The organism is Nonomuraea salmonea (genome assembly GCF_042428605.1).
GTDB classification, from domain to species: Bacteria; Actinomycetota; Actinomycetes; order Streptosporangiales; family Streptosporangiaceae; genus Nonomuraea; species Nonomuraea salmonea.
The window spans coordinates 101633-127827 of the sequence record NZ_JBHMCF010000004.1; the positions used below are offsets into that span (position 1 = coordinate 101633).

28 protein-coding genes are annotated in these 26195 nt (G+C 72.6%); 12 read left to right on the top strand and 16 right to left on the bottom strand.

Annotated features, from left to right (window positions below; genetic code table 11):
- Positions 1–23 precede the first annotated feature (23 nt).
- From ACFFR3_RS06530 to ACFFR3_RS06570, 9 genes are all read right to left on the bottom strand, one after another.
- On the bottom strand, positions 24–1520 hold the full coding sequence (locus ACFFR3_RS06530) for a PucR family transcriptional regulator (protein ID WP_379482761.1): 1497 nt from the start codon (positions 1518–1520) through the stop codon (positions 24–26).
- Positions 1517–2551 carry a DUF917 domain-containing protein gene (locus ACFFR3_RS06535; protein ID WP_345385528.1) on the bottom strand — a complete coding sequence of 345 codons (1035 nt, stop codon included), beginning with the start codon at positions 2549–2551 and terminating at the stop codon, positions 1517–1519. Before ACFFR3_RS06535 ends, ACFFR3_RS06530 begins: the two co-directional genes overlap by 4 nt.
- A complete protein-coding gene (locus ACFFR3_RS06540; protein WP_345385530.1) occupies positions 2539–3483 on the bottom strand; it encodes a hypothetical protein in 945 nt (314 codons plus the stop codon). Before ACFFR3_RS06540 ends, ACFFR3_RS06535 begins: the two co-directional genes overlap by 13 nt.
- Positions 3480–4787 carry an MFS transporter gene (locus ACFFR3_RS06545; protein WP_345385532.1) on the bottom strand — a complete coding sequence of 436 codons (1308 nt, stop codon included), beginning with the start codon at positions 4785–4787 and terminating at the stop codon, positions 3480–3482. Before ACFFR3_RS06545 ends, ACFFR3_RS06540 begins: the two co-directional genes overlap by 4 nt.
- 192 nt (positions 4788–4979) lie before the next feature.
- Positions 4980–5951: an alpha/beta hydrolase gene (locus tag ACFFR3_RS06550; protein WP_345385534.1), complete on the bottom strand. Its 972-nt coding sequence runs from the start codon at positions 5949–5951 to the stop codon at positions 4980–4982.
- Positions 5952–6030: 79 nt separating this feature from the next.
- Positions 6031–6810 (bottom strand): ATP-binding cassette domain-containing protein, encoded by a 780-nt coding sequence (locus ACFFR3_RS06555; protein ID WP_364379605.1) that lies wholly within the window; start codon positions 6808–6810, stop codon positions 6031–6033.
- Positions 6807–7838: an ABC transporter permease gene (locus ACFFR3_RS06560; protein ID WP_364379602.1), complete on the bottom strand. Its 1032-nt coding sequence runs from the start codon at positions 7836–7838 to the stop codon at positions 6807–6809. The genes ACFFR3_RS06555 and ACFFR3_RS06560 overlap by 4 nt, the downstream gene beginning before the upstream one ends.
- The gene (locus ACFFR3_RS06565; RefSeq protein WP_345385536.1) at positions 7835–8812 is read right to left on the bottom strand and encodes a sugar ABC transporter substrate-binding protein; all 978 of its coding nucleotides are present in this window, start codon (positions 8810–8812) and stop codon (positions 7835–7837) included. Before ACFFR3_RS06565 ends, ACFFR3_RS06560 begins: the two co-directional genes overlap by 4 nt.
- 94 nt (positions 8813–8906) lie before the next feature.
- Positions 8907–9845 carry a helix-turn-helix domain-containing protein gene (locus tag ACFFR3_RS06570; RefSeq protein ID WP_364379596.1) on the bottom strand — a complete coding sequence of 313 codons (939 nt, stop codon included), beginning with the start codon at positions 9843–9845 and terminating at the stop codon, positions 8907–8909.
- A gap of 72 nt (positions 9846–9917) precedes the next feature.
- On the opposite strand from ACFFR3_RS06570, the gene ACFFR3_RS06575 reads away from it, so the two are divergent.
- Positions 9918–10949, top strand: coding sequence for a saccharopine dehydrogenase family protein (locus tag ACFFR3_RS06575; protein ID WP_364379593.1), 1032 nt, complete (start codon positions 9918–9920; stop codon positions 10947–10949).
- A gap of 31 nt (positions 10950–10980) precedes the next feature.
- On the top strand, positions 10981–11301 hold the full coding sequence (locus ACFFR3_RS06580; RefSeq protein ID WP_345385540.1) for an ArsR/SmtB family transcription factor: 321 nt from the start codon (positions 10981–10983) through the stop codon (positions 11299–11301).
- Here the strand turns inward: ACFFR3_RS06580 and ACFFR3_RS06585 are convergent.
- Complete coding sequence (locus ACFFR3_RS06585) at positions 11298–13238, bottom strand: serine/threonine-protein kinase (RefSeq protein ID WP_379482762.1); 1941 nt, start codon at positions 13236–13238, stop codon at positions 11298–11300. The genes ACFFR3_RS06580 and ACFFR3_RS06585 overlap by 4 nt on opposite strands.
- 164 nt (positions 13239–13402) lie before the next feature.
- Between ACFFR3_RS06585 and ACFFR3_RS06590 the strand changes: the two genes are divergently transcribed.
- Complete coding sequence (locus ACFFR3_RS06590; protein WP_379482763.1) at positions 13403–13975, top strand: MarR family winged helix-turn-helix transcriptional regulator; 573 nt, start codon at positions 13403–13405, stop codon at positions 13973–13975.
- Positions 13976–14087: 112 nt separating this feature from the next.
- Positions 14088–15701 (top strand): FAD-binding oxidoreductase, encoded by a 1614-nt coding sequence (locus tag ACFFR3_RS06595; RefSeq protein ID WP_345385548.1) that lies wholly within the window; start codon positions 14088–14090, stop codon positions 15699–15701.
- Between the two features lie 169 nt (positions 15702–15870).
- Here ACFFR3_RS06595 and ACFFR3_RS06600 read toward each other — a convergent pair whose 3' ends face one another.
- Genes ACFFR3_RS06600 through ACFFR3_RS06610 form a run of 3 tightly spaced genes read right to left on the bottom strand, consistent with a single transcriptional unit; the run spans position 15871 to position 17710 of the window.
- Entirely contained in the window at positions 15871–16374 is a 504-nt protein-coding gene (locus ACFFR3_RS06600; RefSeq protein ID WP_345385550.1) for a hypothetical protein, read from the bottom strand.
- A 45-nt stretch (positions 16375–16419) separates the two neighbouring features.
- On the bottom strand, positions 16420–17049 hold the full coding sequence (locus ACFFR3_RS06605; protein WP_345385552.1) for a TetR/AcrR family transcriptional regulator: 630 nt from the start codon (positions 17047–17049) through the stop codon (positions 16420–16422).
- 10 nt (positions 17050–17059) lie between these two features.
- Entirely contained in the window at positions 17060–17710 is a 651-nt protein-coding gene (locus ACFFR3_RS06610) for a hypothetical protein (RefSeq protein ID WP_379482764.1), read from the bottom strand.
- A gap of 143 nt (positions 17711–17853) precedes the next feature.
- Between ACFFR3_RS06610 and ACFFR3_RS06615 the strand changes: the two genes are divergently transcribed.
- Positions 17854–18234: a hypothetical protein gene (locus ACFFR3_RS06615; protein WP_345385558.1), complete on the top strand. Its 381-nt coding sequence runs from the start codon at positions 17854–17856 to the stop codon at positions 18232–18234.
- Between the two features lie 42 nt (positions 18235–18276).
- Here ACFFR3_RS06615 and ACFFR3_RS06620 read toward each other — a convergent pair whose 3' ends face one another.
- Positions 18277–19278: an Acg family FMN-binding oxidoreductase gene (locus ACFFR3_RS06620; protein WP_345385560.1), complete on the bottom strand. Its 1002-nt coding sequence runs from the start codon at positions 19276–19278 to the stop codon at positions 18277–18279.
- A gap of 160 nt (positions 19279–19438) precedes the next feature.
- On the opposite strand from ACFFR3_RS06620, the gene lexA reads away from it, so the two are divergent.
- A complete protein-coding gene (gene lexA, locus ACFFR3_RS06625) occupies positions 19439–20092 on the top strand; it encodes a transcriptional repressor LexA (RefSeq protein ID WP_345385562.1) in 654 nt (217 codons plus the stop codon).
- 4 nt (positions 20093–20096) lie between these two features.
- On the opposite strand, the gene ACFFR3_RS06630 is transcribed toward lexA, so the two are convergent.
- Complete coding sequence (locus ACFFR3_RS06630; RefSeq protein ID WP_379482765.1) at positions 20097–20903, bottom strand: SAM-dependent methyltransferase; 807 nt, start codon at positions 20901–20903, stop codon at positions 20097–20099.
- Between the two features lie 179 nt (positions 20904–21082).
- Between ACFFR3_RS06630 and ACFFR3_RS06635 the strand changes: the two genes are divergently transcribed.
- Complete coding sequence (locus ACFFR3_RS06635; protein ID WP_345385566.1) at positions 21083–21604, top strand: peptidase inhibitor family I36 protein; 522 nt, start codon at positions 21083–21085, stop codon at positions 21602–21604.
- Positions 21605–21704: 100 nt separating this feature from the next.
- Positions 21705–22283 (top strand): dihydrofolate reductase family protein, encoded by a 579-nt coding sequence (locus tag ACFFR3_RS06640; protein ID WP_345385568.1) that lies wholly within the window; start codon positions 21705–21707, stop codon positions 22281–22283.
- Between the two features lie 41 nt (positions 22284–22324).
- Here ACFFR3_RS06640 and ACFFR3_RS06645 read toward each other — a convergent pair whose 3' ends face one another.
- The gene (locus ACFFR3_RS06645; RefSeq protein ID WP_379482766.1) at positions 22325–23308 is read right to left on the bottom strand and encodes an IclR family transcriptional regulator; all 984 of its coding nucleotides are present in this window, start codon (positions 23306–23308) and stop codon (positions 22325–22327) included.
- Between the two features lie 124 nt (positions 23309–23432).
- Between ACFFR3_RS06645 and ACFFR3_RS06650 the strand changes: the two genes are divergently transcribed.
- From ACFFR3_RS06650 to ACFFR3_RS06665, 4 genes are all read left to right on the top strand, one after another.
- The gene (locus tag ACFFR3_RS06650; RefSeq protein WP_355432505.1) at positions 23433–24086 is read left to right on the top strand and encodes an ABC transporter permease; all 654 of its coding nucleotides are present in this window, start codon (positions 23433–23435) and stop codon (positions 24084–24086) included.
- Positions 24073–25065 carry an ABC transporter ATP-binding protein gene (locus ACFFR3_RS06655; RefSeq protein ID WP_364379554.1) on the top strand — a complete coding sequence of 331 codons (993 nt, stop codon included), beginning with the start codon at positions 24073–24075 and terminating at the stop codon, positions 25063–25065. Before ACFFR3_RS06650 ends, ACFFR3_RS06655 begins: the two co-directional genes overlap by 14 nt.
- Positions 25062–25835: an ABC transporter permease gene (locus tag ACFFR3_RS06660; RefSeq protein ID WP_364379551.1), complete on the top strand. Its 774-nt coding sequence runs from the start codon at positions 25062–25064 to the stop codon at positions 25833–25835. Before ACFFR3_RS06655 ends, ACFFR3_RS06660 begins: the two co-directional genes overlap by 4 nt.
- A 72-nt stretch (positions 25836–25907) precedes the next feature.
- The coding region (locus ACFFR3_RS06665) for a glycine betaine ABC transporter substrate-binding protein (protein WP_379482767.1) at positions 25908–26195 on the top strand (288 nt) is incomplete at its 3' end.

A 26195-nucleotide genomic window follows, 5' to 3' on the forward strand; every position in this document is an offset into this window, starting at 1 on the left:
GGGGGTCTCCTTTCCTGCTGCTCTCAAGAGGATGTCACGTCGGGCGTCCCCGGTGATCGCAGCAGCACGTGGCAGGCGAGCTGCAGGGCCAGCCTGGCGGGGGCGTCGTCGAGGTCGAAGCCGGCCGCCTTGATGCGTTCGAGCCTGGTCGTGATCGTGTTGCGGTGCACGCCCAGCCGTTCGGCGGCGCGCAGCGCGCCGCCCTCGTCCAGCACCGCGGACAGCGTCTCCAGCAGCGTGCCGTCCTTGTCGACGGCCAGCAGCGGGCGCAGCACCACCTCCGCGGGCGCCCGCAGCCCGCCGACCGGCAGCGCGCCCAGCAGCTCGGCGGGGCCCATGCGGTCGGCCCGCGCCACCGTGCCGGGCGCGGCCACGAACGCCGCCGCCTGCGCGCCGAGCAGCGACTCCTCCGCCGCGGCGAGCCCGTCCACCTGGGCTCCGACGCCCGCGGCGGCCGGCCACGGCATCGCGGGGAGGCAGCGCAGCAGCCGTTCGGCGACGTCCTGCGGCGGCAGCGCCGACCAGCCCGCCCAGCCGCCGGCCCGCACCAGCACCGGCACCTGACCGAGCGCGGCAGCGATCAGCGTGCCGGCGGGCACCGGGTCGGCCGGCGCCTCGGCCAGCGGGCGCACGTGGTAGGCGGTCAGCGGGCCCCGCACCGCCCAGCCCAGCGCGACCGCCGCCGCCTCCTCCTCTTCCTCGATCGGCGCGCCCGGCCGCTTCGCCTCCCGCAGCAGCCGCTCGGCCAGCGACGTCTGGAGGGCGAAGTCGTGCGAGGCGCGCAGCCGCTCGCCGGCCGCCCACGCGGTCAGCGGCGCCACCGCGAGCCCCAGTACCGTGCGCACCACGGCGGGCCAGCCGGGCGAGCGGGACGAGCCGGCCGCCACCAGCCGGCCCAGCGCCTCGCCCGCCAGGTCGGGCACCTCCACCTCGGCCGACCACCGGCCGCGCCCGGTCTGCGGGTCGAGGGCGTCGCGGCGGCCCGCGAGCGGCAGGCCGTAGCGGTCGAGGAAGGCCACGGCGGTGCCGGGCAGCTCGGCGTTCAGCACGCCCAGCACCCGCCGCGGCGAGGTGCCCGCCTCGGCCAGCCGGGTCGCGCAGCGGGCCACGAGCTGGGTGCGGGCCGCGTCGGGACGTGCCGCCGCCGACGCCACGCGTACCGCGACGAGCAGCGGGTCGTCGTCCACGAAGACCAGCGTGACGCCGAGCCGCTCGGCCAGCACCTCGCCCGAGCCCTCGCTGAGCCCGCCCGACGGCGCGATGACGCACGCGGCGGCCTGCTCCCAGGCCCGGCGCATGGCCATCTCGACCGCCCAGCCGCCGCCGGCCGCCGCCCCGCTCAGCACGACCGCCGTGTGCGGCGTGACCGTGGCGAAGACGGCCAGCTCGTCCACGATGCGCACGCCGCGTACGGGATGCTCGCCCGCGCCGTACATGCGGGCTCCCGCCAGCGGCCCCGCGTTGACCAGCTCGGCCACCGTGACGGGGGCCTCCCAGCCGGCCGTCCGCACGTCGCTCACAGCGGGATCCCGAACGCGCGCGGCCCGCCGAGCGCGAGGCCCCGCTCCGTGTGCCACACCGGCGCCGCCCGCACCACCATGATCTCCACCTCCAGGCCGGGCTCGGCCTTGTCCACGTCCACCACCATGCCGTCGAGCAGCGAGATCATGCAGATCTGGTCGGGCACGACGGCCACCACGGCGCCGTCGGCGAGCGCCAGCACCACCTCGTTGTGCGCCTCCAGCCGGACCAGCCGGCCGAGCCCTTCCGACTCGCGCAGCACGATGGACGACGGCTGCGACGGCAGCCCCATGTCGGAGCCGTGCCCGGTGCTGCCCTCCACCGCGAGTATCCGGCCCCGGCACAGCGTGCGCGCGCCGTACGGGGCCGCCGCCGCACGCGGCACGCCCGGCTCGCCCGCCCGCATGAGCAGGCTCACCGTGCCGGGCACCACCACCCGCGCGAGGTCACGGGCCGTCATCGGGTAGCAGGCGGCCACCGCCCAGCCGCCGACCGACAGCACGACGGGCCGCAGCAACTCCTCCACCCGGTCGGCCGCCGTCTCCAGCACCACCAGCTCCCCCGAGCCGCCGGCCAGCGCCAGCGGCGCCGCGCTCACCCCGCCCAGCCTGTACGTCGTCTGCTCCACCAGCGGGAACACCCGCCCCGTCCCGTCGCCGTCCACCAGCGGCACGCCCAGCGCGGCCGCCGCGATCAGCGGGACCAGCGCGTTCTCCGCGGCCAGGTTGAGCGCCACGACCGCGCCCACCCGCTCGCCCAGCCGCCGTTCCAGTGCCCGCACCGCCCGCTCGGGCTCGTCACCGGCGGGCAGCTGCTCGCCCAGCGCGGTCGTCGAGCCGACCAGGCTGACCGCCACGCACACCGTCTCATCGGGCAGCTCGCCGGCCGCCGCCAGCTCCACGCCGCCGCCGACCACCGAGTGCGCCCAGTCCAGCGCCAGGTTGTACGACGACTCCGCCGCTCCCGTCGCGAGCACCCGCGACCCGGCGGAGAGGCGGTCGAGACCGGCGGGGTCGATCAGCCGGACCACAGCTGACCGCCCGCCGTCACCCGCACCCGGTAGAGCCCGTCGGGCAGGTACGACAGCGGGTTCACCGTCGTCTCCGCGATGCGGGCCGACCCCGGCGCAGCGCCCGCGCTCACCACCCTGGTCAGCGCCTCGTCCCTGGCGTCCTGCAGTATGCGGTCCAGCTCGGCCCTGCCGCGGGCCTGCACGATCCGCTCCACCTGGGCGGCCGGCTCGCCCAGCAGCGCCCCGTACGCCGCCGCCACTCCGTCGGGCACGTCGGGGCCCAGCTCCGCGCGGCCCCGCGCGGAGCTCGCCGTCGCGCCCAGGTCGCAGGCCAGCGGGAAGCGCCGGAAGTAGTGCGCCGACACCACCCCGCCGCCGGAGCGCGCGAAGTAGGCCGGCACGCCGGGCAGCTCCCTGGCGACGTCGTCGGCGATGCGGTCGGCCTCGGCCGACAGGGCGGCGTTGCGGATGGTCTCGGCCTCGCGCTCGCGCAGCCCGGGATGGCCGAACTCGTACGACAGGGTGATGCGCGCGCCCGGCACCTCGGCGGCGATGATCGCGGCCACCTCCAGCTCGTGCTCGGGCAGGACCGGCGAGCCCGTGGCGGTCACCGCGAAGTCGAGCAGCCCGCACTCCGCCGCGAACCGGCGTACGGCCTCGGTGTCGAGCGGCGCCAGCCGCCGCCCCGTCACGCTGTGCCCGCCGCGCACGATGGTCGCCACGCCGGGGTCGGCCACCGGCCGCAGCGCCTCGGGGCAGCGGCCGCCCACCCGGATCGCGGCCACCGGCGCCACCGGCGCGCCGGTCAGGTCGAGCGCCACGCACACGCGGGCCGCCGTGCGGGCCGCCGCGCGCGACACCGGCCACACCGGACCGCCCTCGTCCGCCGCCACCAGCATCGGGGGCGGGCCCGGCCCGCCCGCCGCCTCCAGCGCGACGCCGAGTATCACTCCAGCTCGCGCCCTTCCGTCTCGGGCAGCGGCAGCGCCAGCAGCGCCGTGGCCACCATGAACGCGTTGATGATCAGCATGGTAGCGGTGAAGCCGGTGGCGCCCGCGAGCAACGCGCCCACCGCGGAGGGCGCCACGGTGGTGGCGACGAGCTGCGCGGCCGTGGCCCACGAGTAGCCGGTGCCGCGCAGGGCGGTCGGGTAGAACTCGCCGTTCCAGGTGTTCCACACACCCCACGCGCCGAGGCTGAAGAACGACAGCACGAAGTTGCCGAGGTAGAGGCCGGTCGTGGAGGAGGCGGTGGCGAACCACAGGCCGCCGAGGGCGGCGGCGACCACGTACACGAGGAAGACCTTCTTGCGGCCGTAGCGGCCGGTCAGCCAGGAGGCGCTGACGTAGCCGGGGATCATCATGAGCGCGCTCAGCGCCGCGAACCCCAGCGAGGCCGACAGCGTCAGCCCGCGCTCCTGCAGCAGCGTCGGCAGCCACGTCTGCAGCCCCCAGTAGCCCCAGTTGAAGACGAAGTTGAGCGCCAGCATGGCCAGGGTGATCCGGCCGAGCCCGCCCTTGAACAGGTCGAGCGGCCGCCCGACCCGCTCGCTCGCCACGGTGAACGTGGCATCGGCGTCGGGGCTGCCCAGCTCGCGCAGCACCGCCCGTGCCTCCTCCTGCCGGCCGCGCGCGGCCAGCCAGTACGGCGACTCGGGCACCCAGGCCCGCACCGCGAACGCCCACAGCCCGGCCACCGCGCTGGCGATCACCACGACGTGCCAGCCGAGGTCGCCGAGCAGCACGGACGCGCCGATGGCGGCCAGCATGCCGATGGGCCACCCGATCGACAGGTAGACCGCGGCCCGCCCACGGTGCCGGGTCGGCAGCAGCTCCAGGAAGAACGGGAACGTGATCGTGTAGACGCCGGCCAGCGCCAGCCCCGACGCCACCCGCAGCGCCACCAGGGCCTCCGCGCCGGTGGCGAAGGCCGAGGCCAGCGCGAGCACCCCGTAGGCGAGCAGCGACCAGAACGCGGTCGGCCGGCGTCCGATCCTGTCGGCCACCGGCCCCCAGACCAGCACGCCGGGGATCATGCCGAACGCCACCGCCGACAGCACCACGCCGATGCCCGCCTCGCCGATGCCCAGCTGAGCGCCGAGGTCGCCGGAGACGTAGACGAGCGCGAGCTGCTCCCACGACTCGATGACGAACGCGACGAAGAGCGCGAGCGCGATGAGCACGTGCCGGCGGGTGAACGGCATGCGGTCGAACGCCGCGCCGATGGGCAGCGTCCGCGCTTGGGTGGCGGTCATGGATGCTCCTCGGAGGGGGGCGGAATGCTGGCGGCACCTTACGTCCGGCCTGTGCCGGCGCGGCTGTGCGCGCCGCCTTATCCGGCCTCCGCGACCTGTGCGGACCGCCCTCCAGGAGCGGTCCGCCGCATCGGTCGCCCGGGTAATAACGGCCCCGGGGGTGGCCCCTGCCACAGGGTCATGCCGGCCGCCCTACCGCGGAGCTTCCAGCCACCGGCGGAGCTTGCCGGTGGCCAGCGCCATGGCGGCCCCGGCGGCGTTGGTGTCGCGCAGCACGTCGAGCATGACGAAGTCATGCACCATGCCCGCCATCCGCACGGTGGTCACGTCGCCGCCCGCCTCGCGCAGCCGGGCCGCGAACGCCTCGCCCTCGTCGCGCAGCACGTCGGCCTCGTCGGTGATGATGAGCGCGGGCGGCAGGCCGCGCAGCTGCTCGGTGCTCGCCCGCAGCGGCGAGGCGTGCGGGTCGGCCCGCTCGGCCGGGTCGGTGGTGTACTGGTCCCAGAACCACTTCATGCCGTCGCGGTTGAGGTAGTAGCCGGTGGCGAACTGCTGGTAGGAGCCGGTGTCGAAGGCCGCGTCGGTGACGGGGTAGAACGCGAGCTGGCCGCGCAGCCGTACGTCGCCGTGCTCCTTGGCCATCATGGCCAGCACGATCGCCATGTTGCCGCCGACGGAGTCGCCCGCGACCGCCATCCTGGAGGCGTCCAGGTGCTTCTCCGCGCCGTGCCGCATCACCCACTGGGCGGCGGCGTAGTTCTGCTCGATCTGGGTGGGGTACTTCGCCTCGGGCGCCCGGTCGTACTCGGGGAAGACGACCGCGGCGTGGACCCGTGCGGCCAGCTCGCGGACGAGCCGGTCGTGGGTGCGGGCGGAGCCGAAGACCCATCCCGCGCCGTGGATGTAGAAGATGACCGGCAGCGTGCCGGTGGCGGCCTTCGGCCTGACGATCCGCACCGGCACCGTCCCGGTGGGGCCGCCCTCGACCTGGATCCACTCCTCGTCGATGTCCGGCTTGTGCACGCCGGTGCCGGACTGGAGTTTCTCCAGCAGGTCACGGCCCTGCTGGGGCGGCAGCTCGTAGATGAAGGGCGGCGTGGCGGTGCCCTCGGCGAACTCCTGGGCCGCCCGTTCCAGCACGACCTTGCCGGTGGCGGTCGTCATGGCGATCACCTGCGCCTCTCGTGTTCGGCATGCCAGATGTCTCTGCCTGCCTTTTCCTCCAGGCGATCGCCCTATCGCGTCAAATGTCTCCCAAAGGTGGTTCGCGGCGCAGCTCGTGCTCCAGCTCCTCCAGCTCCGCGCCGCCCGCCATGAGGGCGGTCAGCTCCTGTGGGGTGATGTCCGCCCTGCCGTACTCGCCGATGGCGGTCCCCCGGTTGAGCAGCAGGAACCGGTCGCCCACCGGGTAGGCGTGGTGCGGGTTGTGGGTGATGAAGACGACGCCGAGCCCCCGGTCGCGGGCGCGGGCGATGTAGCGCAGCACCACTCCCGCCTGCTTGACGCCGAGCGCCGAGGTGGGCTCGTCGAGGATGAGCACGCGGGCGCCGAAGTACACCGCCCTGGCGATGGCGACCGACTGGCGCTCGCCGCCCGACAGCGTGCCGACCGGCTGGTCCACGTCGCGGATGTCGATGCCCATCGCGCGCAGCTCGTCGCGCGCCACCCTGCGGGCCTTGGCCACGTCGAAGGCCAGGCCCTTGCGCGGCTCCGAGCCGAGGAAGAAGTTCCGCCAGACCGACATGAGCGGGATCATCGCGAGGTCCTGGTAGACGGTGGCGATGCCGCGGTCGAGCGCGTCGCGGGGGCCGGTCAGCCGCACCTCCGCGCCGTCCACCAGGTACGCGCCCGCGTCGTGCTGGTGCACCCCCGACAGGATCTTGATCAGCGTGGACTTGCCCGCGCCGTTGTCGCCCAGCACGCAGACCACCTGGCCGGCCGCCACGCTCATCGACACCTCGCGCAGCGCCAGCACCGAGCCGAACGTCTTGCCGATGCCACGGGTCTCCAGGATCGGGGTCAATGCCGCACCTCCTCGGCGTAGCGCCGGACCAGCCGGTTGGCCAGCGTCGCCAGCAGCAGCATCGCGCCCAGGAAGAAGGTGAACCAGTCGGCGTCCCAGCCGAGGAACACGATGCCCTTGTCGGCCATCCCGAAGATCAGCGCGCCGATGGCGGCGCCGATCGCGGAGCCGTACCCGCCGGTGAGCAGGCAGCCGCCGATGACGGCCGCGATGATGTAGATGAACTCCTGGCCGATGCCGATGTTGGCCTGCACCGACGTGTAACGCAGCGCCAGCATCGAGCCGACCAGCCAGGCGGCGAACGCCGTCGTCATGAACAGCGCGATCTTCGTACGGGCGGCGGGCACGCCCACCGCCCGCGCGGCCTGCTCGTCGCCCCCGACCGCGAAGATCCAGTTGCCCGCCCGCGACCGCATGAGCACCCAGGTCGCCACCGCCGTCACCACGATCCACCACAGGATCGCCACCCGGAACGAGGTGCCGCCCACGTCGATCGTGCCGGCGAAGATCGCGTTGGCCGCCTCGAAGCCCTCGGCCCTGCGCAGGCCGCTGACCTGCACGGTGCCGGTGATGGCCTTGGTGACGCCCAGGTTGACGCCCTGCAGCATGAGGAACATGCCCAGCGTGACGATGAAGCTGGGCAGCCGGGTCCTGGTGACCACGAGCCCGTTGGCGAACCCGACCGCCAGCGCCACGACCAGCCCCACGAGCATGGCGGTCCAGACGTCGAAGCCGAACCTGGTGGCCAGCGTCACCAGCACGAGCCCGCTCGTCCCGGTCAGCACGCCCGCCGACAGGTCGAACTCGCCGCCGATCATCAGCAGCGCCACCGCGACCGCCATGATGCCCAGCGTCGCGGCCGGGTCGAGCCAGTTGGCGATGCCGTCCGGCGAGCGGAACACCGGCGACTGCGCGGCGAAGAACACGAAGACCGCCACCAGCCCGACCACCGCGCCGAGCTCCGGCCTGATGAGCAGGCGGCGGGCCAGGCCGACCCGGGCCACCCGCTCGTCCGCCGCCACCGTCATCGCGTGCCCGCCTCCGCCAGCTCGGCCACCTGCGCCGCGTTGTCCTTGGTGACGAACCCCGGCCCGGTGTTGACCGGCAGGCCGCCGCCGACCGTGTTGAGGTTGGACTTGTAGAGGGTGAGGAACGTGATCGGCAGGTAGCCCTGGAGGTATTGCTGCTGGTCCACGGCGAACAGGATCTCGCCGTCGTTGATCGCGCTCACCACGTCCGCCGACAGGTCGAACGTGGCCAGCCTGGCCGGTGAGCCGGCGTCCCTGATGGCGTCCCTGGCGGCGACCGCGACGGCCGGGTTCAGCGCCAGCACGCCGTTGACCTGCTGGTCGGTCTGGAGCTTGGCGGCGACCTTGGAGGTGACGTCGGCGAGGTTGCTGACGTTGACCTGCAGCCGCTCGACCGTGCCGCCGAGTGTCTCCTCCGCTCCCTTGCAGCGCTGGTCGAGCCCGACGTTGCCGGCTTCGTGGATCACGCACAGCAGCTTGGTGACGCCGGCCGCCTTGAGCTGCTCGCCCGCGCCGCGCCCTGCGACGTCCTCCGACTGGCCGACGTGGGTGAGCGCGCCGAACTCCTTGGAGGAGTCGGCGCCGGAGTTGATGGTGACCACCGGGATCTCGGCGGCGACGGCCTTGCCGATGGACTCCTTGAGCGCGTCGGGGTTGGCCATGGAGACGACGATGCCGTCCACCTTCTCCGAGACGGCCTGGTCGATGAGTTGCGACTGCCTGGCCGGGTCGTCGTCGCCCTGGTAGCTGACGGTGACGCCGTACTGCTTGCCCGCGGCCTCGGCGCCGTTCTTGACGACGTCCCAGAAGGAGTCGCCGGCGGCGGCGTGGGTGATGACGGCGTAGCGGCCGTCGCCCGCCTGCGCCGCCGTGGCGGGTGGCGCGCTGCTGCTCTCACCGCCTCCGCCGCCTGAGGAGCAGCCGCTGAGGGCGAGCGTTCCCAGCAGGGCCAGCACGATCGGGGTACGTCTCACGAGACACCTCCAGAACCATCGGGCTCGCCCTGGTTGTACCTCAATATCAACTTTATGTATAGACATGCTGACCAATGCCGTCAGCGCGCCCCGCCTATGCCCTGGTACGCGCCCTGAACGTGCGCCGGTAGGCGTCGGGAGCCACGCCGACCGTGCGGCCGAAGTGGCGGCGCAGCGTCGTCGCGGTGCCCATGCCGGTGGCCGCCGCGATGCGCTCCACGCTGTCGTCGGTGACCTCCAGCAACTCCTGGGCGCGGCGGACGCGCTGGGTCAGCAGCCAGCGCAGCGGCGTGGTGCCGGTGACCGCCCTGAAGTGGCGGCCCAGGTTGCGGGCGCTCATGTTGGCCCTGCGGGCCAGGTCCTCGACCGTCAGCGGCTGGTCGAGCCTGGCCAGCACCCACGGGAACAGCTCGCCGAGCGGGTGGTCGCCGCGCTCCGGCACCGGCGTGGTGACGAACTGGGCCTGGCCGCCCTCCCGGTGCGGCGGCACCACCAGGCGGCGGGCCACCGCGTTGGCGGCCGACGAGCCGTGGTCGCGGCGTACGAGGTGCAGGCACAGGTCGAGGGCGGCGGCCTTGCCCGCCGAGGTGAGCACGCTGCCGTTGTCGACGTACAGGACGTCGGGGTGCACCTCGACGCGGGGGTGGCGGGCGGCCAGCACGCCGGTGTGCGCCCAGTGCGTGGTGGCCCGCCGCCCGTCCAGCAGCCCGGCGGCGGCCAGCACGAACGCGCCCGTGCACAGCGAGGCCACCCTGGCGCCCGCCTCGTGGGCCGCGCGCACCGCCGCGACCAGGTCGGCGGGCGGGTCGACGTCGATGTCCGCCCAGCCGGGGACGATCACGGTGCCCGCCTGGGCCAGCGCGTCGAGGTCGCGCTCGGGCTCCACCAGGAACCGGCCGACCCTGACCGCCTCCTGGCCGCACAGGACCAGCTCGTACCAGTCCTCGGCGGGGCCGCCGCCGAAGACCTCGTACGCCAGCGACAGCTCCAGGTGCAGCATGCCGTCGGTGACGGCCAGCGCGACGGTGTGCATGTCCGAAAGTGTACGGGTGACGGCGTTCCCGACACTCGTGCCCGGCGATCACCGGCGCCAGGATGGTCACCGATGACGAACGAGGAGGACATCATGGCGGTGGCGGTCTACGGCGCGTACGGGCACACCGGGCGTTTCGTGCTGGCGGAGCTGAAGGAACGGGGGCTCGTCCCGATCGCCTTGGGGCGCGACGCGATCAAGCTGAAGGAGCTGGCGGCGGCCGACCCGGGGCTGGTCACCCGGCAGGCGTCGACCGACGACCCGGAAGCCCTGGACAAAGCCCTTGAGGGCGCCACGGCGGTGATCAACTGCGCCGGGCCCTTCGCCACGACGGCGGCGCCCTTGATCGAGGCCGCGCTGCGGGCGGGCATCCCGTACGTGGACGTGGCGGCCGAGATCGAGGCCAATCTGGACACGTTCGCGGACTTCGCCGAGCGCGCCCGCGCGGCCGGCACCGTGGTGCTGCCCGCGATGGCCTTCTACGGCGGCCTCGGCGACCTGCTGGCGACGGCCGCGATGCGCGAGTGGACGGCGGCCGACGAGGCGCACGTCGCGTACGGACTGAGCGGCTGGCGGCCCACCGAGGGCACCCGCCTGGCCGGCGCGGTCTCCCGGGAGCGGCGCGGCGGCCTCCGGGTGCGCTACGCCGGCGGCCGCATCGAGTACCACGACGACCAGCCGCCCGCGCTCGACTGGGACTTCCCCGAGCCGCTCGGCACCCGAGCGGTGATCGGCGAGTTCTCCATGGCCGACATCGTCACGATCCCCAGCCACCTGCGGATTCCCGAGGTGCGCTCGTACATGGCGGCCGAGGCGGCCCTGGAACTGGCCGCCCCTGCGGCGGCGGACGAGCGCGACAGGCCGGCGGAGACGTTCCTGGTGGACGTCGTCGTCCGCGCGGGCGGCCAGGAGCGGCGGGCGGTGGCCCGTGGCCGCGACATCTACGCCGTCAGCGCGCCACTCGCGGTGGAGGCGGTCGAGCGCATCCTTTCGGGGCGGGTCAGGACCACAGGCGTGGCGTCGGCGGGCGCGCTCTTCGACGCCGCGGACTTCCTGCGCGCCCTGGCCCCGCACCTCTCCTTCGAGCTCGGGCCGGTAGCATAACGATACTTTTCGCTCTGCCATTGGACCGCCCATGACCGCATCGCCACCCGACCTGGTCGAGGTGTTCAAGGCGCTCGCCAACCCCGTGCGCCTGCAGGTGCTGTCGTGGCTGCGCGACCCCGAGCGGCACTTCCCGGTGGCCGACGGCATCGCCGACCCGCACGAGGCCGGCGTGTGCGTCAGCCACATCCAGGCCAAGACCGGGCTCGCCCAGTCGACCGTGTCGGCCTACATGGCCGCGCTGGAGCGGGCCGGGCTGGTGCGCTCGACCCGCATCGGCAAGTGGACGCACTACCGGCGCGACGAGGAGCGCATCGCCGCGTTCGTCGCGGTGCTCGGCCACTCGCTCTAGGGGGCCGTGTCCGTCCAGGTGTGCGCGCCGGCGGTCCCAGTGGCGGTCACGGTGGCGGCGGCGCCGCCCACCTCGTACGGCTTCGTGAGGTCGACAGGGGCATCCTCCAGCGTCGCCCGGCTGAGCGTGACCGCGACCCCCTGGCCGGAGAGCGCGGGCTTGACGGCCGTCGTCTTCCCGAACGCGTCCACGGTCCACGCTCCCTTGGCGCCCGTCAGCGTCACCGTCCCGCTCTGGCCGGACTGCGTGAACGTGACCGTCCACTGCCCGGCGCCGTCCGCCGGGACCGCGCCGCCGGTCACCCACTCCACCGTCACGCTGTCCTCGCCGCCCTTGGCCACCGCCGCCAGCAGGTCCGCGTACGGGGGCGCCTTACCGGCGTCCGGGGTGCCCGGCTTGGCGTCGCCGGCCGCGTCCCGCACGGCGGCGCCCTGGAACGGCGGCTCCTCCGGCTTCGGGGCGCGGCAGGTGAGGTCGGCCCTGGTCGTCCGGTCCGACCTGACCTTGGCCAGCGTCCAGCACTTGGTGTCGCCGAGCGCCGTCTGGAGGCGGTAGCCGCCCGGCAGGAGGGAGAAGCGGTAGCCGTCGCGGTCGGCCTTGCGCTGCGCCACGCGCTTGCCCTTGTCGGTGAAGACCTGCACCATGCCGGGCTGGTAGTCCTTGGACGCGCCCGCGTACCTGATGCCGCCCACGATCGCGCCCTCCTCCGGGGTGGGGGTGGGTTCCGTGGGCTCGACGGTCGGGGGCTCGGTGGTGGTCTCCGGGGTCTCGCTCGGCTCGGGGTCCTTCGTCTGCGTCACGAGGTCGGGGGTGGGGTCGGCCGGGGTGGCGGGTTCCGGCGTCACTTCGGCTCCGGCCTGGGTCGGCGTACGGGGCTGGCCGTCGGGGAGCAGCGCCCACACGGCGGCAGCGGCGATGCCGGCGGCGGCCAGCGCGCCCGCGGTCGCGGCGCCGCGCCGCCGGGCGGCCCTTCTCCCGGCGCCGGCCCGCGCACGGGTGGTCTTCTCCGCCGCATGCCCGGCCGTGTCGCCCGCACCGGTCCCGGACCGGCTGGGCGTCGGCTCCTCGGTCGAGGGGGCCACCGGGAAACCGTCCGTCAGCGGCGAGTCGGAGGCCACCTCGCCGGACAGCGCGCGGGCCGCCGCGGCCAGCGCGCCTGCCGTGGGCCAGCGGGCGGCCGGATCCTTGGCCAGGGCCCGCATCACGACCTCGGCGACCGCCGGGGGAACGTCCGCCGGCAGCGGCGGTGGCGGATCGTGGACGTGCTGGAGCGCGATCGCGACCGCGTTGTCCCCGTGGAAGGGCGGCCGGCCCGACAGGCACTCGTACGCGACGACGCCCAGCGCGTACACGTCCATGGCCGCGCTCGGCTCGGCGCCCTCCGCCTGCTCGGGCGCACAGTACGTGGCGGTGCCCAGCACGATGCCCGAGGCCGTCAGCTTGTGCCCCTCGGCCGCGCGGGCGATGCCGAAGTCGGTCAGCACGACGCTGCCGTCGGCCCTGACGATGAGGTTGCCCGGCTTGACGTCGCGGTGCACCACACCGGCGTCGTGCGCGGCCTGCAGCGCCTCGGCCGTCTGGGCGACGAGGTCCATCGTCGCGCCGGCCGAGATGCGTCCCCTGCGCTCCAGCAGCAGGTGCAGCGGCTCCCCGTCGAGGTACTTCATCACCAGGTACGGCGTGCGCCGCCCGTCCACGTCCGCGATCCCGTAGTCGAACACCCCGACCACCCCGGGATGCTCGACGGTCGCCATCGACCTGGCCTCGGCGTGGAACCTGGCCGCCGCGTCCCCGTCGAGCCCCGCGCGGACGGTCTTCACCGCGACGACCCGGTCGAGCAGGACGTCCAGGGCCCGCCAGACCTCGCCGTGCCCCCCGCTGCCCAGCCGCGACAGCAGGCGGTAGCGCCCCGCCAGCACGGTCTCCGGCATGATCATGTTCGTCCGGCCCACCTTTCACTCCAATACGCCCCCGTTCTCATGAAGACGTCCGAAGCGGCGAAACGGTTCGGCGATCCACGGAATCGGCACAACGGGCGGGCCCGGCGCCGCACCTATACTTCGGAGCCGGACTTCCGCTCAAAAGGCGTAGGGAGGGCCGCGTGCCCGGGCAACGGTCGATCACCGAGGCGGAGAAACTGGTCGAGGCGAAGCTCGGCGGCACGCCGATCGACCGGGAGCGCATGGCCCTGGTCGCCAACATCTACCGCGCCGCCGCCGCGGTCCGCCACCACCTGGAGAACGCCGTCCTGCGCAGCGGCGACCTCACCTGGACCGCGTTCGTGGTGCTGTGGGTGATCTGGATCTGGGGCGAGCCGGAGAGCCGCCACGTGGCCCGCGAGTCGGGCATCTCCAAGGGCACGCTGACCGGCGTCCTGCACACGCTGGAGTCACGCGGGCTGGTCGAGCGCCACCGGCATGCCTCCGACGGCCGCCTCGTACTGGTGCGCCTGACCGCCGCCGGCGAGGAGTTCATGCGGGGGTCGCTGCCCGCGTTCAACGCCGAGGAGTCGTTCATCACCTCCCGCCTCGACCGCGACGCCTGCCTGGCGCTGACCGACGGGCTGCGCCAGGTCGTCCTGCAGGTGGAGGAGCACGGCGAGGAGCGGCGGCTGGCGCTGCTCGCCGGCGCCAAGCCCGCGCCGCGCCGCAGCGGGCGCCGCCGCCGCTCATGAAAGTGCATTCAGCTTCGCCCGGGGGTGTACCTAGGTGCATTCCTCGTTCATCGCGCCGCTCCTAGCGTCGGTGGGGTCGGATTTTCCCCTCCCATGACTTGGAGTCGCTGACATGAGTGATGTGACGCGCCGGCGGCTGCTCGGCGGTACGGCGGCGCTGGGCGGCGTGGTCACCGCGGGCCTCATCCCCGCGCTGCCGGCCGCCGCCTCGACCAGGCACGCCGATCTCGGCCCCGTCCGCATCGGGCAGAAGGACCCGCGCTACGCCGACCTCGCCGTCCGCGGCATGAACCGGCGCTTCCGCCCCAAGCCCGAGTACTTCCAGGTGGTCGGCTCCACCGAGCAGGTGGTGAAAGCCGTGGGCGACGCGGTACGCGCCGGCAAGCGGGTCACCGTGCGCAGTGGCGGCCACTGCTACGAGAACTTCGTCGGTGACGGCTCTCAGGTCGTCATCGACATGTGCGAGATGAACGAGGTCTCCTTCGACGAGCGGCGCGGCGCGTTCATGGTCCAGCCAGGAGCGACGCTGATGGACGTGTACCGGACGCTCCACCTCGGCTGGGGCGTGACGCTGCCCGGCGGCCAGTGCGGCACCGTCGCGGCCGGCGGGCACATCGTGGGCGGCGGCTACGGCGCCCTGTCCCGCCGGTACGGGCTCACCATCGACTACCTGCACGCCGTGGAGGTCGTGGTGGTGGACAAGTCCGGCCGGGCCCGCGCCGTCGTCGCGACCCGCGACCCGCGCGACCCCGACCACGACCTGTGGTGGGCGCACACCGGGGCCGGCGGCGGCAACTTCGGCGTCGTCACCCGCTACTGGCTGCGCGACCCGAAGGCCAAGGGGAACGACCCCGCGAAGCTGCTGCCCAGGCCGCCCGCCGAACTGCTCACCGGGGTCGCCGTCTGGTCCTGGCAGGGCATGACGAAGGAGGCGTTCCGCCGGCTGCTGCGCAACCACGGCGACTGGCACGAGCGCAACAGCGACCCGTCCTCGCCGTACGCGTCGCTGTTCGGGGTGCTGATGGTGAACGGCAGGAGCGACGGCGCCGACCCGGGCGGCATCGTCCTGGCCTGCCAGATGGACGCCACGGGGCCCGACGCCGAGAAGCGCATGAAGGACTTCATCGCCGCCGTGGGCGAGGGCGTCACGCCGGCCGCGACGGTCCTGCCGATCGGGCGGCAGCCCTGGTACCAGGCGATCCGCTCGTTCGCGCTCAGCGAGGGCGAGCAGTCCAGCCACTTCAAGGTCAAGTCCGGATATTTGCGGAAACGCTTCACCGACCGGCAGATCGACGTCGCCTACGACCACCTGAGCAAGCCCGCCTCGACGACGCGGGCGCTGTGGGCGGTGTCGTACGGCGGCCAGGTCAACACCGTCCCCTCCGCCGCCACCGCCACCGCGGAACGCGACTCCATCCTCAAGATCTTCTGCCTGGCCACCTGGCAGGACCCCAAGGACGACGCCACCCAGCTCCGGTGGGTACGGGAGTTCCACCGGGACCTGTACGCGACGACCGGGGGCGTACCGGTGCCGGGGGGCAACTGCGGCGGCGCCTACATCAACTACCCCGACACCGACCACGCCGACCCGAAGTGGAACACCTCCGGCGTCCCCTGGACGACGCTGTACTTCGGCGGGAACTACCCGCGGTTGCAGCGCGTGAAGGCCCGCTGGGACCCGCGGAACGTCTTCCACCACGCCATGTCCATCCGCCTCCCCGCCTGACGACCAGCCGCGGATGATCCGCCTCCCTGCCCGAGGACCAGCGCGGATGATCGGCCGCCCGTCCGGGTACGAGCACGCCCCGCTGCCGGCCGGATCCGGGAGCCCCGCCGCCACCTGTTCCCCTTCACGGTCACGCACGCGGTCCTGGTGGTGGCGGGCTCCCCTGTGGTCAGCCGATCCAGAACTGCAAGGTGAACAGGTGCACCCGGAAGATGTCGCGCGGAAACGCGGGGTCGTCGACATTGACCGGAGCCTTCGTGGAGATCCGGACCGGCCACTTCGCGGCCCGGCGGCCCAGGTCGAACACGGTGTGGTAATCGGCTTCGTCGAAGAAGCTCACCGCGACGATCCGCCCGGACGTCAGAAAGATCTCCCCCTCCCATGTCCGCCATGAGGGGTCCGGCGGCGGTGGCGGCACGCCCCATAACTCGTAACGCACGTAGGCCCGCACGTCGCGCTCGAGTCCGAAGGTCACACCGTTGGGGCCGGTCATGAGCCATTCGGGATACGGATCTCCGAGATGCCAGATAGTGGTCTCGGCAGGGAACATCCCCTCGATGACTTCGAGGTCCGCGACTCCGAAGAGATGCGAGATCCCGGATGGTTCGGTGAACGCTTTCATCGGCTCGGACATCCTGGCCTGCTCCCGCTTCAGGGGCTGATCGACGGTCATGATCTGAGCGAAGAGTAGCGACGGGCCGGCACAGGAAGCCGGCCGTCAGGGGTTGAGGAGTTCGCGGGGCAGGGCTTCTGACCACCATTCTTCGACGCGGGACGGTGGCCAGCCGCGTTCGTTCGTGAGGGTGGTGTAGACGTCGATGTTGCACAGGGCCGCGTAGATGTCGGTGGCGGTGCGGACGGTCAGGTCGGGGCGAAGGGTTCCTGCGGGCCAGGAGGAGAAGACGGCGAGGCGGGTCTCGTCGGCTCGGGCTCGGCTGTCGCGGTAGAACGCGGCCAGGTCGGGCTCTGCGCGGGCGGCTTCGCGAAGCGGCACGATGACGTCGCCCGCCTGCTCGAACAGGCGGCGGTCGAAGGCGGCCATCACGGCCAGCTGACGTTCGGGGGTCGCCTCAGGGGCCTCCAGTTCGGCCAGCTGGCGGGCGGGGTCGGCGGACAGGCCGGCGGCGTCCGCCAGTGCCCGGGTCAGGCCGGCCTTGTTGCCGTACACCGCATAGACCGTCGGCACGGACACGCCCGCCTCGCGGGCGACGTCGCGGACGGTCGTCGCGCTCCAGCCGCGCGCGACGAAGAGGCGGCGTGCGGCCTGGGCGATCTCGGCGCGGGTCTCCATCGCCTGCGCCGTGCGGCGCAGCGAGTCGTAGCGGCGCCGGGTCCCCTCTGCGCTCATGCCGAGGACGTTATCGCAGCAGCAGGGTGACGCTGTACGCGACGATCCACGCCAGCCAGCCCAGCCAGCCGATCAGCCCGGCCAGCCCGAGACGGTTGCCGCCCTCGACGTTGTACGGCGCCGCGAGCGAGGACACCAGGAGCAGCGCCGCGCTCGCGTAGCCGAGACCCGCCTGCCAGACGGACACGAGCCCGCCGCTCACCCCCGCGACCGTGAAGCCGAGCAGCGCCATGGCCAGGAACGCCTGGTTGAACCCGAACAGCACGTTGCTCATCCCCCACAGACCCGCCATCGAGCCGCGTCCGTGGCGGGCGGCCGTCGCCATGCCGAACCGCAGCGCCTCGATGCAGGTGAACGTCGCATTCTGCAGCACCACCGCGGCGAACCCCATCAGCGCCCACGCCCCCTGGTCGGCGTCGCCGCGCCACAACACCGACAGCAGCCCCGCGGCGAAGAAGGTGAGGCACAGCCAGGTCACCGGCACGACCACCGACGGCCGTTTCAACGCGCCCGCGATGCCGTCGTAGGAGTCGGTGGCCGCGTCCAGGCCCTGTCCCGAAGTCGGCAGCGGAAGGCCGGAGCGGAGATAGATCGCGTTGACGATCAGACCCACGAGCACGAACCCGATCCCACCCAGCCCCGCCAGAACGGTGAACTCCATCTCGGCGCCCCTTCGATTTGAGTTAACGCTACTTATAATCAATATAAGGAACGTTAGCAGCGGAGGAGCGCGCCTCGAAACGGCTCGGCCTGATGCTGGTCGGGGGCCATATGGGCTTCTAGGCTGGGTATGAGGTGATTGTCATGTATGAGTCGCATGTCCAGCCTCATCGTTACGTCGCCTGGAAGGACCCGGGCGACCAGGACGCCGAGGAGGAGTGCCGGGTCTGTGGGGAGCAGGAGGACCCGCGGCGGCCTGGGCTGCACCTTAATGAGATCGCGCCTGAGCGGCCCGCCGATCCGGCCGAGTTGCCGCTGCTCGACCATCTCGTACGCGTGATCCGCACCGAACTGGCCGACACCCGGGTGCCGCTGCTCGACGCGCACCTCGACATCCTCGCCAGGCGCGCCGCCCACGCCCTCTACCTGCGCGGCGCGATCAGGCCCCGCCGCTCCGACTGGCGCCCGCCGACCGGTCACGGCGTTCGCGGCAAAGTGGCCGCCACGCGGACGGCCGAAGGCTAGGGCCGAAGAGCCGAACGTGTCATGGACGAATCGGAGCCGCAGTCACTCCACCACGTCGGCCACCGGCCGCCGGACGGCGCCGTGCTCGTCGAACGTGATCCCCAGCCGCATCACCATCTGCGGATGCGCCCCGGAGCACAGCTCCTCGCTCAGGAACGCGCGCAGGTGCGGGAACTCCAGCGCCTGGGTGTGGAAGGCGGCGCTGACGCCGTAAGCGCTCGCGTGCAGCAGGACGCGTTGCAGGGCCTGACCTGCGGTGATCCAGTCGGCGGCGGTGTCGCCCGGGGTGGTGAGCAGCGCCACCACCCCGATGGAGGTGGCGGCCGGGTCGCCGCGGGTGCCCCAGTCGTGGCGCCAGGCGTAGTCGCGCTGGGCGAAGCCGGAGGAGCCCGTCTCGGCGGAGTGCGCGGGGTAGGCGTCGGCGGGGACGCCGTCCTTGCGGGCGCTGCCCGGCGGCCTGGCCCAGCGGATGAGCTCCAGCGTGAACGCCCGGTCCATGGACTGGACGTGCTGCGCCGCCTCCGTCAGGGCGGCGAGGACCCGGATGGCCCGGGGCTCCCGGACCGGGGTGAGCCGGGCGCCTTCTGCGGCGGCCTGGCGGACCAGCGCCTCCACCAGCCGGTCGGGGACGGGCATGCCGGCGAAGGGGGCGCGGTGCGTGCGGCGGTGCCTGATCTCCCCGTGCAGCGTCTTGGTGTGCTCGTCGGGGGTTGTCCGCTCGCCGAGCCGGACGATGGCGAGCAGCGCCGGCTTGTCGGGGTCGGGCAGCAGGCGGACGACCGGCTCGTACTCGTGGCGGCGCAGCGCCGTGCACAGGTTGAACAGCGCGGCCCCGCAGCTGATGAGCAGGTGACGGCCCTCGGGGTCGGCGCGGCGCAGCCTCCTGCCGGTGTCGGCGCGCACGGTGATCTCGTTCCCTGAGACGGTGAACGTCCACGGCTGGCTGTTGTGCACCGACGGCGCCCAGGTGGCCGCCTCCAGCGCGGCCTGGACGGCCTGCTCAGCCTGCTCGCCGAGGTTCGCGGGCTTGTGCATGGTGGTCATGGGGGGCTTCCTCTCCGAGGCGCCTTGTTCGTACCTCTCCATCACAGCCGCACACAGGGCAGGGTGTCAGTGCTGGAGGGCCCGCGTTCGAAGGACCTTCGTCCTTCACCTGACGCCTCGATGACCGCGGAGAGACGCGGCAGGCTCTAGCATTTCGGCGGTGAGCACCTACGGCGACGCGTTCGAGCACCTCGATGTCCACCACCTCCCCCAGCGGCAGCAGCACATCCTGGCCACGATCAGGGACTGGGTGGTCAGGCACGGTTACCCGCCGAGCACGCGTGAGATCGCCAGGGCGGTGGGACTGCGGTCGGCCTCGACGGTGTCCAAGCACCTGAAGGCGCTGGAGGATCAGGGGCTGCTGCGCAGGGGCGCGGCGATGGCGCGGCCGATCGACGTACGGCTGTTCCTGCGCCCCGAGTCCGCCGAGCCGGCGGCCGACCTGGTGAGCGTGCCGGTGGTGGGCGACATCGCGGCGGGCGTGCCCATCCCGGCCGACGAGCTGCTGGACGAGACGCTGACGCTGCCGCGCGACCTGACGGGGCGGGGCACGGTGTTCGCGCTGCGGGTGCGCGGCGACTCGATGATCGAGGCGGCGATCTGCGACGGCGACGTCGTCGTCGTACGGCAGCAGCCCGACGCGCACTCGGGCCAGATCGTCGCCGCGATGATCGACGGCGAGGCCACCGTCAAGGTCTTCCGCCGCCGCGGCGGCCACGTCTATCTGGAGCCGCGCAACCCGGCGTACGAGGTGATCGACGGCGACGAGGCCACGGTGCTGGGCATCGTGGTGTCGGTACTGCGCAGCGTCTGAGCGGTTACGGCTTCCTGCCGACGGCGCCGAACTGGAACACCTCGCGGTCCTGGAAGCTGGTCTCCGGCTCAGGGCGCCACTTCGGCAGCGAGACCAGGCCGGGCTCCAGCAGGTCGAGGCCGTCGAAGAAGGCGCGCAGCTCGTCCTCGGTGCGCAGCGTCAGCGGGGTGGCGCCGCTGGCGTTCCACTCGGCGGCGGCCTTGTCCATCGAGGCGCTGCGCACGCTGTGCGCGAGCGCGAGGTGGCTGCCGGACGGCAGCGCGTCGAGGAGCGTGCGCACCGAGGCGTGCGCCAGCTCGGCGTCCGGCACGAACTCCAGCACGCCCATCAGCAGCAGCGCGACCGGGCGGGAGAAGTCGAGGGTACGAGCGGCGTCGCGCAGGATCGGCGCGGGTTCGCGCAGGTCGGCGTCGAGGTAGTCGGTCACGCCCTCCTCGGTGCCCACCAGCAGCGCCCGCGCGTGGACCAGCACGATCGGGTCGTTGTCGACGTACACGATCCTGGCCTTGGGGTTGACCCGCTGGGCCACCTGGTGCGTGTTGTCGGCGGTGGGGATGCCGGTGCCCACGTCGAGGAACTGGTCGATGCCGCACTCGCCGGCCAGGTGGCGCACGACGCGGCCGATGAACTCCCGTTCGGCCCGCGCGTTGACCGGCAGGTCGGGCATGACCTTCACGATCTCCTCGCCGACCTCCCGGTCGGGGGCGTAGTTGTCCTTGCCGCCCAGCCAGTAGTCCCACACGCGGGCGGGGTGCGGGACGGAGGTGTCCATGCGTGCGGCCAGCGCGGCGCGGTCTGCGTTCTCCCCCATCACAGCCTCCTCATCAGCATCATCTTCAACGTTCCAAGAGATCAACATAGACGCCATGCCCCGCCTTCGCCGGGCAAATGCCGCAGGTCGCTCCATTCACTCAACAGGGACTCAACAGGCGCTCAACACGGCGCCGCCTAGCGTCTCCCCCGACGGATCACCCGAAGGGGGAGGACGACATGAGCCACACAACCAGGACCGGGACCGGCCGGGCGCGGCGCACGCTGGTGCGGGCGGGCTCGGTGATCGCCGCCGGCGCGGTCGTGGCGGGCGCTCTCAACGCCGCCCCGGCCCAGGCGGCCGCCAACGCCGCGCGGATCAACGCCTATCTGGCCGCGGTCCCGTACGGGACGAAGATCAGCAACAACGAGATCGCCTGGGAGGGCGGCTCGGTGCGGCTGCTGCTGTCGGCCACGCAGGCGTCCTGCCCGCACGGCTGGTACTGCGTGTACGAGCACAGGAACTGGCGCGGCGCCATAGCCAAGTGGCGTTCGTCGCCGGCGAAGTGCAAGAAGTTCAACTTCACCCGCTACTGGCGCGACAAGGTCTCGTCGTTCTGGGCGCGCGGCTCGTGCGAGCGCGGCAACTACTTCCTCAAGGACAACAAGAGGTGGCAGCCGGACCCCTTCCAGCTCTTCGAGGGCAAGAAGGCGTGGGTGCGCTTCAACGACCGCTACGACTACGCCGCCAAGGGCCTGTAAGAAATCTCACCTGAGGCGTGTCGATCCGGGGGCCGGCCGTTCGACGCATGGGTGAGCGGCCCCGTCCGGGGCCGGCTCACGGACGCTGTCAGGAGATCTCATGAGCACCGTGGTGATGCACAACGTGGTGTCGGTCGACGGCTTCATCGCCGACGCGCACGACCAGGTCGGCCCGCTGTTCGACTGGTACGGCAACGGCACCGTGGACGTCGGCCTGGGCCGGGTGTCGCAGGCGTCGGCCGGCTACCTCCAGCAGGTCCTGCCGGAGGTAGGGGCGCTGGTGATCGGCCGGCACCTGTTCGACACCACCGACGGCTGGAATGGCCGGCCGGCGTCGGGCGAGCACGTCGTCGTGGTGACGCACCGGCCCCGGCCCGAGGGCTGGCACCCGGACGCGCCCTTCCACTTCGTCGAGGGCGTCGCCGAGGCGGTCGCCAAGGCGCGCGAGCTGGCCGGCGAGCGCACGGTCGGCGTGGCGGCGGGCGAGGTCGGCGGCCAGGCCCTCGCCCTCGGGCTGGTGGACGAGGTGGCCATGGACGTCGTGCCGGTCGTCTTCGGCTCCGGCAAGCGGTACTTCGGCTCGCTGGACACGCAGCACCTGCTGGAGGACCCGCACGTGGTCATCCAGGGCGACCGCGTGCTCCATCTGCGCTACCGCGTCCGCCGCCAGAGCCGCTGAGCCGCTGAGCCGCTGGAGCCGCTGGAGCCGGCCAGTGCTCGCTAGAGCTCGCAGCCGGGGTCGGGCGAAACGGCGGGGTCTGGCGAAACGGCGAGGCCCTGGTCCGATGGGGCCTCGGGGGCGGGGTCCGATGCGGCGGGGTCCGATGCGGCGGGGTCCGATGCGGCGGGGTCCGAGCAGGCGGGCTCTGTTGGGGTGGGGCGGGTGGCGCGGCGGGTGCGGGCCGGTTCGCCCGGCGGACGGGGGCCCGCCGGGCCGTGGCCCAGCCCGATCGAGAACTCCCCCGCGGTCTGCGCCACGACCCCGCCGATCTCGTGCAGGCGGGCCCGCCCCGACGTCCGGGTGACCGACACGGTGAGCGCCGCCGTGATCAGCCCGCGATGATCGCGTACGGGAGCCGACACCCCGACCTCGGTGTCGTCCAGCTCGGTGTCGGAGATCGCGTACCCGGCCGTGCGCACGTGCGCCAGCTCGGCCAGCCACTGCTCCTCGCTGCCGACCGCGCTGTCCAGCCCCGACGGCAGGGTGGCGCGCAGCAGCTCGCGGACGCGGTCGTCGTCCCAGTCGGCCAGCAGGGAACGACCTGCCCCCGCCATGATGACGGGGACCGACACACCCTCCCACACCCGGTGATAGGCCCGCGAGGAGGGTACCGACAGCAGGGTCAGCACCATGCTGCCGCGCAGCACGCACAGGTAGGCGTCCTCGTCGAACGCGGCGGCCAGGCGCCGGACGTAGGGGGCGGCCAGGCGTACGAGCCGCGCGTGCTGGGTGCGGGCGGCGAGCGCGAACAGCCGCCACCCGAGCCGGTAACGGCGAGTGAGCGGGTCGCGTTCGACCATGCCTTCGAGCTCCAGTGACCGCAGAGCCCGCGAGACCTGGCTTTTCTCCCGGTCGAGCCGCTCTGCGATCCAGCTCACGCCGAAGCCGTCGGCGTCCCGTTCATCCCCATGACCTGCGAGTACTTCGAGGATCTCCATGTCCCGGCGTAGCCCGGCCGAGGACACTGGCGGCTTCTCCGTCATCCTTGTCCGTTCGTAACGAAAGCATTGCACTAGTGTTGCGCTAGCTGCATCTCATTTTGCGCTCACCGCAACAGATCGCATACGTTTGCGAATCCATGCAAGCGTAAGCGAAGGTGGTCACTTCATGAGTTTCGGCGAGTACGTGGTCTCTCGATGGGACACCCTCTCGCTGGCCGCCGCCGAACACGCCCTCGTCGTGGCGATCGCGATCCTCATCGCCACCCTCATCGGCGTCGCCGTCGGGCTCCTCTCCTACGACTCTCCGAGAGTACGCGGCAGCTCCATAGCGGTCTCCGCGGCGATCCTCACGATCCCCTCGCTGGCGCTGCTCACCCTGCTCATCCCGATCACCGGCCTGGGCTGGGGCTCGACGCTGGTCTCGCTCGTCGTGTACGCGTTCCTGCCGATCATCCGCAACACCGTGACCGGGCTCAACGGCCTGGACGCGGCCACCGTGGAGGCGGGCCGCGGCATGGGCCTGACCCGTACGCGGGTGCTGCTGCAGGTGCAGCTCCCGCTGGCCTGGCCGCTGATCCTGGCGGGCGTGCGGATCTCGGCGCAGATGCTCATCGGCATCGCCGCCATCGCCGCCTTCGTCGACGGGCCCGGCCTCGGCAACCAGATCTTCGAGGGCCTGTCCAGGCTCGGCTCGGTGAACTCGCTCAACGCCACGCTCGCCGGCACCCTCGGCGTCGTCGTCATCGCCATCCTGTTCGACCTGTTCTTCTTCGCCGTCCGCCTACTGACCACCCCGAGGGGGCTTCGTGTTCGACCGTGACTCCGAAGGCGTGCGCATCGAGCTGCGCTCGCTGACCAAGCAGTACCCGGGGCAGGCCGCCCCAGCGGTCGACAACGTCACCCTCGACATCCCGGCGGGCGAGCTCGTCGTGTTCGTGGGGCCGTCCGGGTGCGGCAAGACGACCACGATGAAGATGATCAACCGGCTGGTGGAGCCCACCTCCGGCGAGATCCGCATCGGCGGCGAGGACGTGCTCAGCCTCAACCCCGACCAGCTGCGCCGGCACGTCGGGTACGCCATCCAGCAGGTCGGCCTGTTCCCCCACCTGACCGTGGCACAGAACATCGGCCTGGTGCCCAAGCTGCTCGGCTGGGCCCCGGCCAAGGTGGCCGAGCGCGTCGAGGAGCTGCTCGCGCTGGTCAGCCTGGAGCCGTCGGCGTTCCGCGACCGCTACCCGCGCCAGCTCTCCGGCGGCCAGCAGCAGCGCGTCGGCGTCGCCAGGGCCCTGGCCGCCGACCCGCCCGTGATGCTCATGGACGAGCCGTTCGGCGCCACCGACCCGATCACCCGCGAGCACCTGCAGAACGAGTTCGTCCGCCTGCAGAAGCAGCTGCGCAAGACGATCATCTTCGTCACCCATGACTTCGAGGAGGCGATCAAGCTGGGCGACCGCATCGCGATCCTCCGCGAACGCTCCCACATCGCCCAGTACGACACCCCCGCCAACATCCTCGCCGACCCCGCCGACGACTACGTGGCCAGCTTCATCGGCCAGGACGGCACGCTCAAGCGGCTGGCGCTGCTGCGGGTCGAGGACATCCCGCCCGCCGAGTCGTCCCCGGATCCGGCGCTGCTGCAGGTGGCGGCCGGCACCACGCTGCGCGAGGCGCTCGACCTCATGCTGGCCCACGGCACCGACCGGTGCAGCACGCCGTCGGGGGTGCTCACCTACGCCTCGCTCTGCGCGGCGGTCGGCGCGCCCGAGCAGGAGGGCGCGGGAAGCGGAGGTCTCCGGTGACCGCCCAGACCCTGCGCGTCGCGCCCGTCCGTCCCCTCGAACGGCGCATGCCCCGCGTCCGCAGCCTGCTGTTCACCCCGATCGCGGTGCTCGTCGTGCTCGCCGCCCTCTACCTCTGGGTCGGCACGCTGGAGCTGGACTCGATCGAGCAGCGCAGCCTCAACACCTCCGTCATCGTCACCAAGGCCGTCGAGCACCTGAAGATGACGGCCGCCGCGACCCTCCTCGTCGTGGTCATCGCCATCCCGCTCGGCATCGTCGCCTCGCGGGCCCGCAACAAGATCGTCGCGCCGCTCATCCTCACCGTGGGCAACCTGGGCCAGGCCGTCCCCTGCATCGGCCTGCTGGTGCTCGCCACGTTCCTGATGGGCGTCGGCTTCCAGACCGCGCTGGTCGGCCTCGTCGCGTACGCGGTGCTGCCCGTGCTGCGCAACACCATGGTCGGCGTGCAGCAGGTCGATCCCGCGCTCATCGAGGCGGCGCGCGGCATGGGCATGACCCGTGGCCAGGTGCTGCGGCGGGTGGAGCTCAAGCTCGCGGTGCCGGCGATCCTGGCCGGGCTGCGTACCGCGCTCGTCCTGACCGTCGGCGTGGCCACGCTCGGCGCCTTCGTCGCGGCCGGCGGCTTCGGCGAGCTGATCATCAATGGACTCAAGCTCAACCGCATGCCCGTCACCATCGTCGGCGGCGTGCTCACCGCGTGCATCGCGTTCCTCATCGACTGGCTCGGCGGTCTGGCCGAGCACGCGCTCAAGCCGCGCGGCATGTGACCCCGCCCCCGGAAATCCCCCCGTTTCGTCAGGCAGTTCCCCCACGCAACCCCCACACGAGGTGTTTCTGACATGCGTTTCCGTCCCCTCAGGACGACACTCACCCTTCTCGCCGCCGCGACGCTGACCCTGTCGGCCGGCGCGTGCGGCGGCTCCGGCTCCGTCGAAACGGGCAGCGCCGGTGACGAGCTGGCGGGCGCCAAGCTCGTGGTCGGCTCCAAGGACTTCACCGAGAACATCATGCTCGGCAAGATCGCCGTGCACCTGCTCCAGGCGCACGGCGCGGAGATCGAGGACAAAACCAACCTCGGCGGCACCGTACCCAACCGCAAGGCCCTCGAGTCCGGCGAGATCGACCTG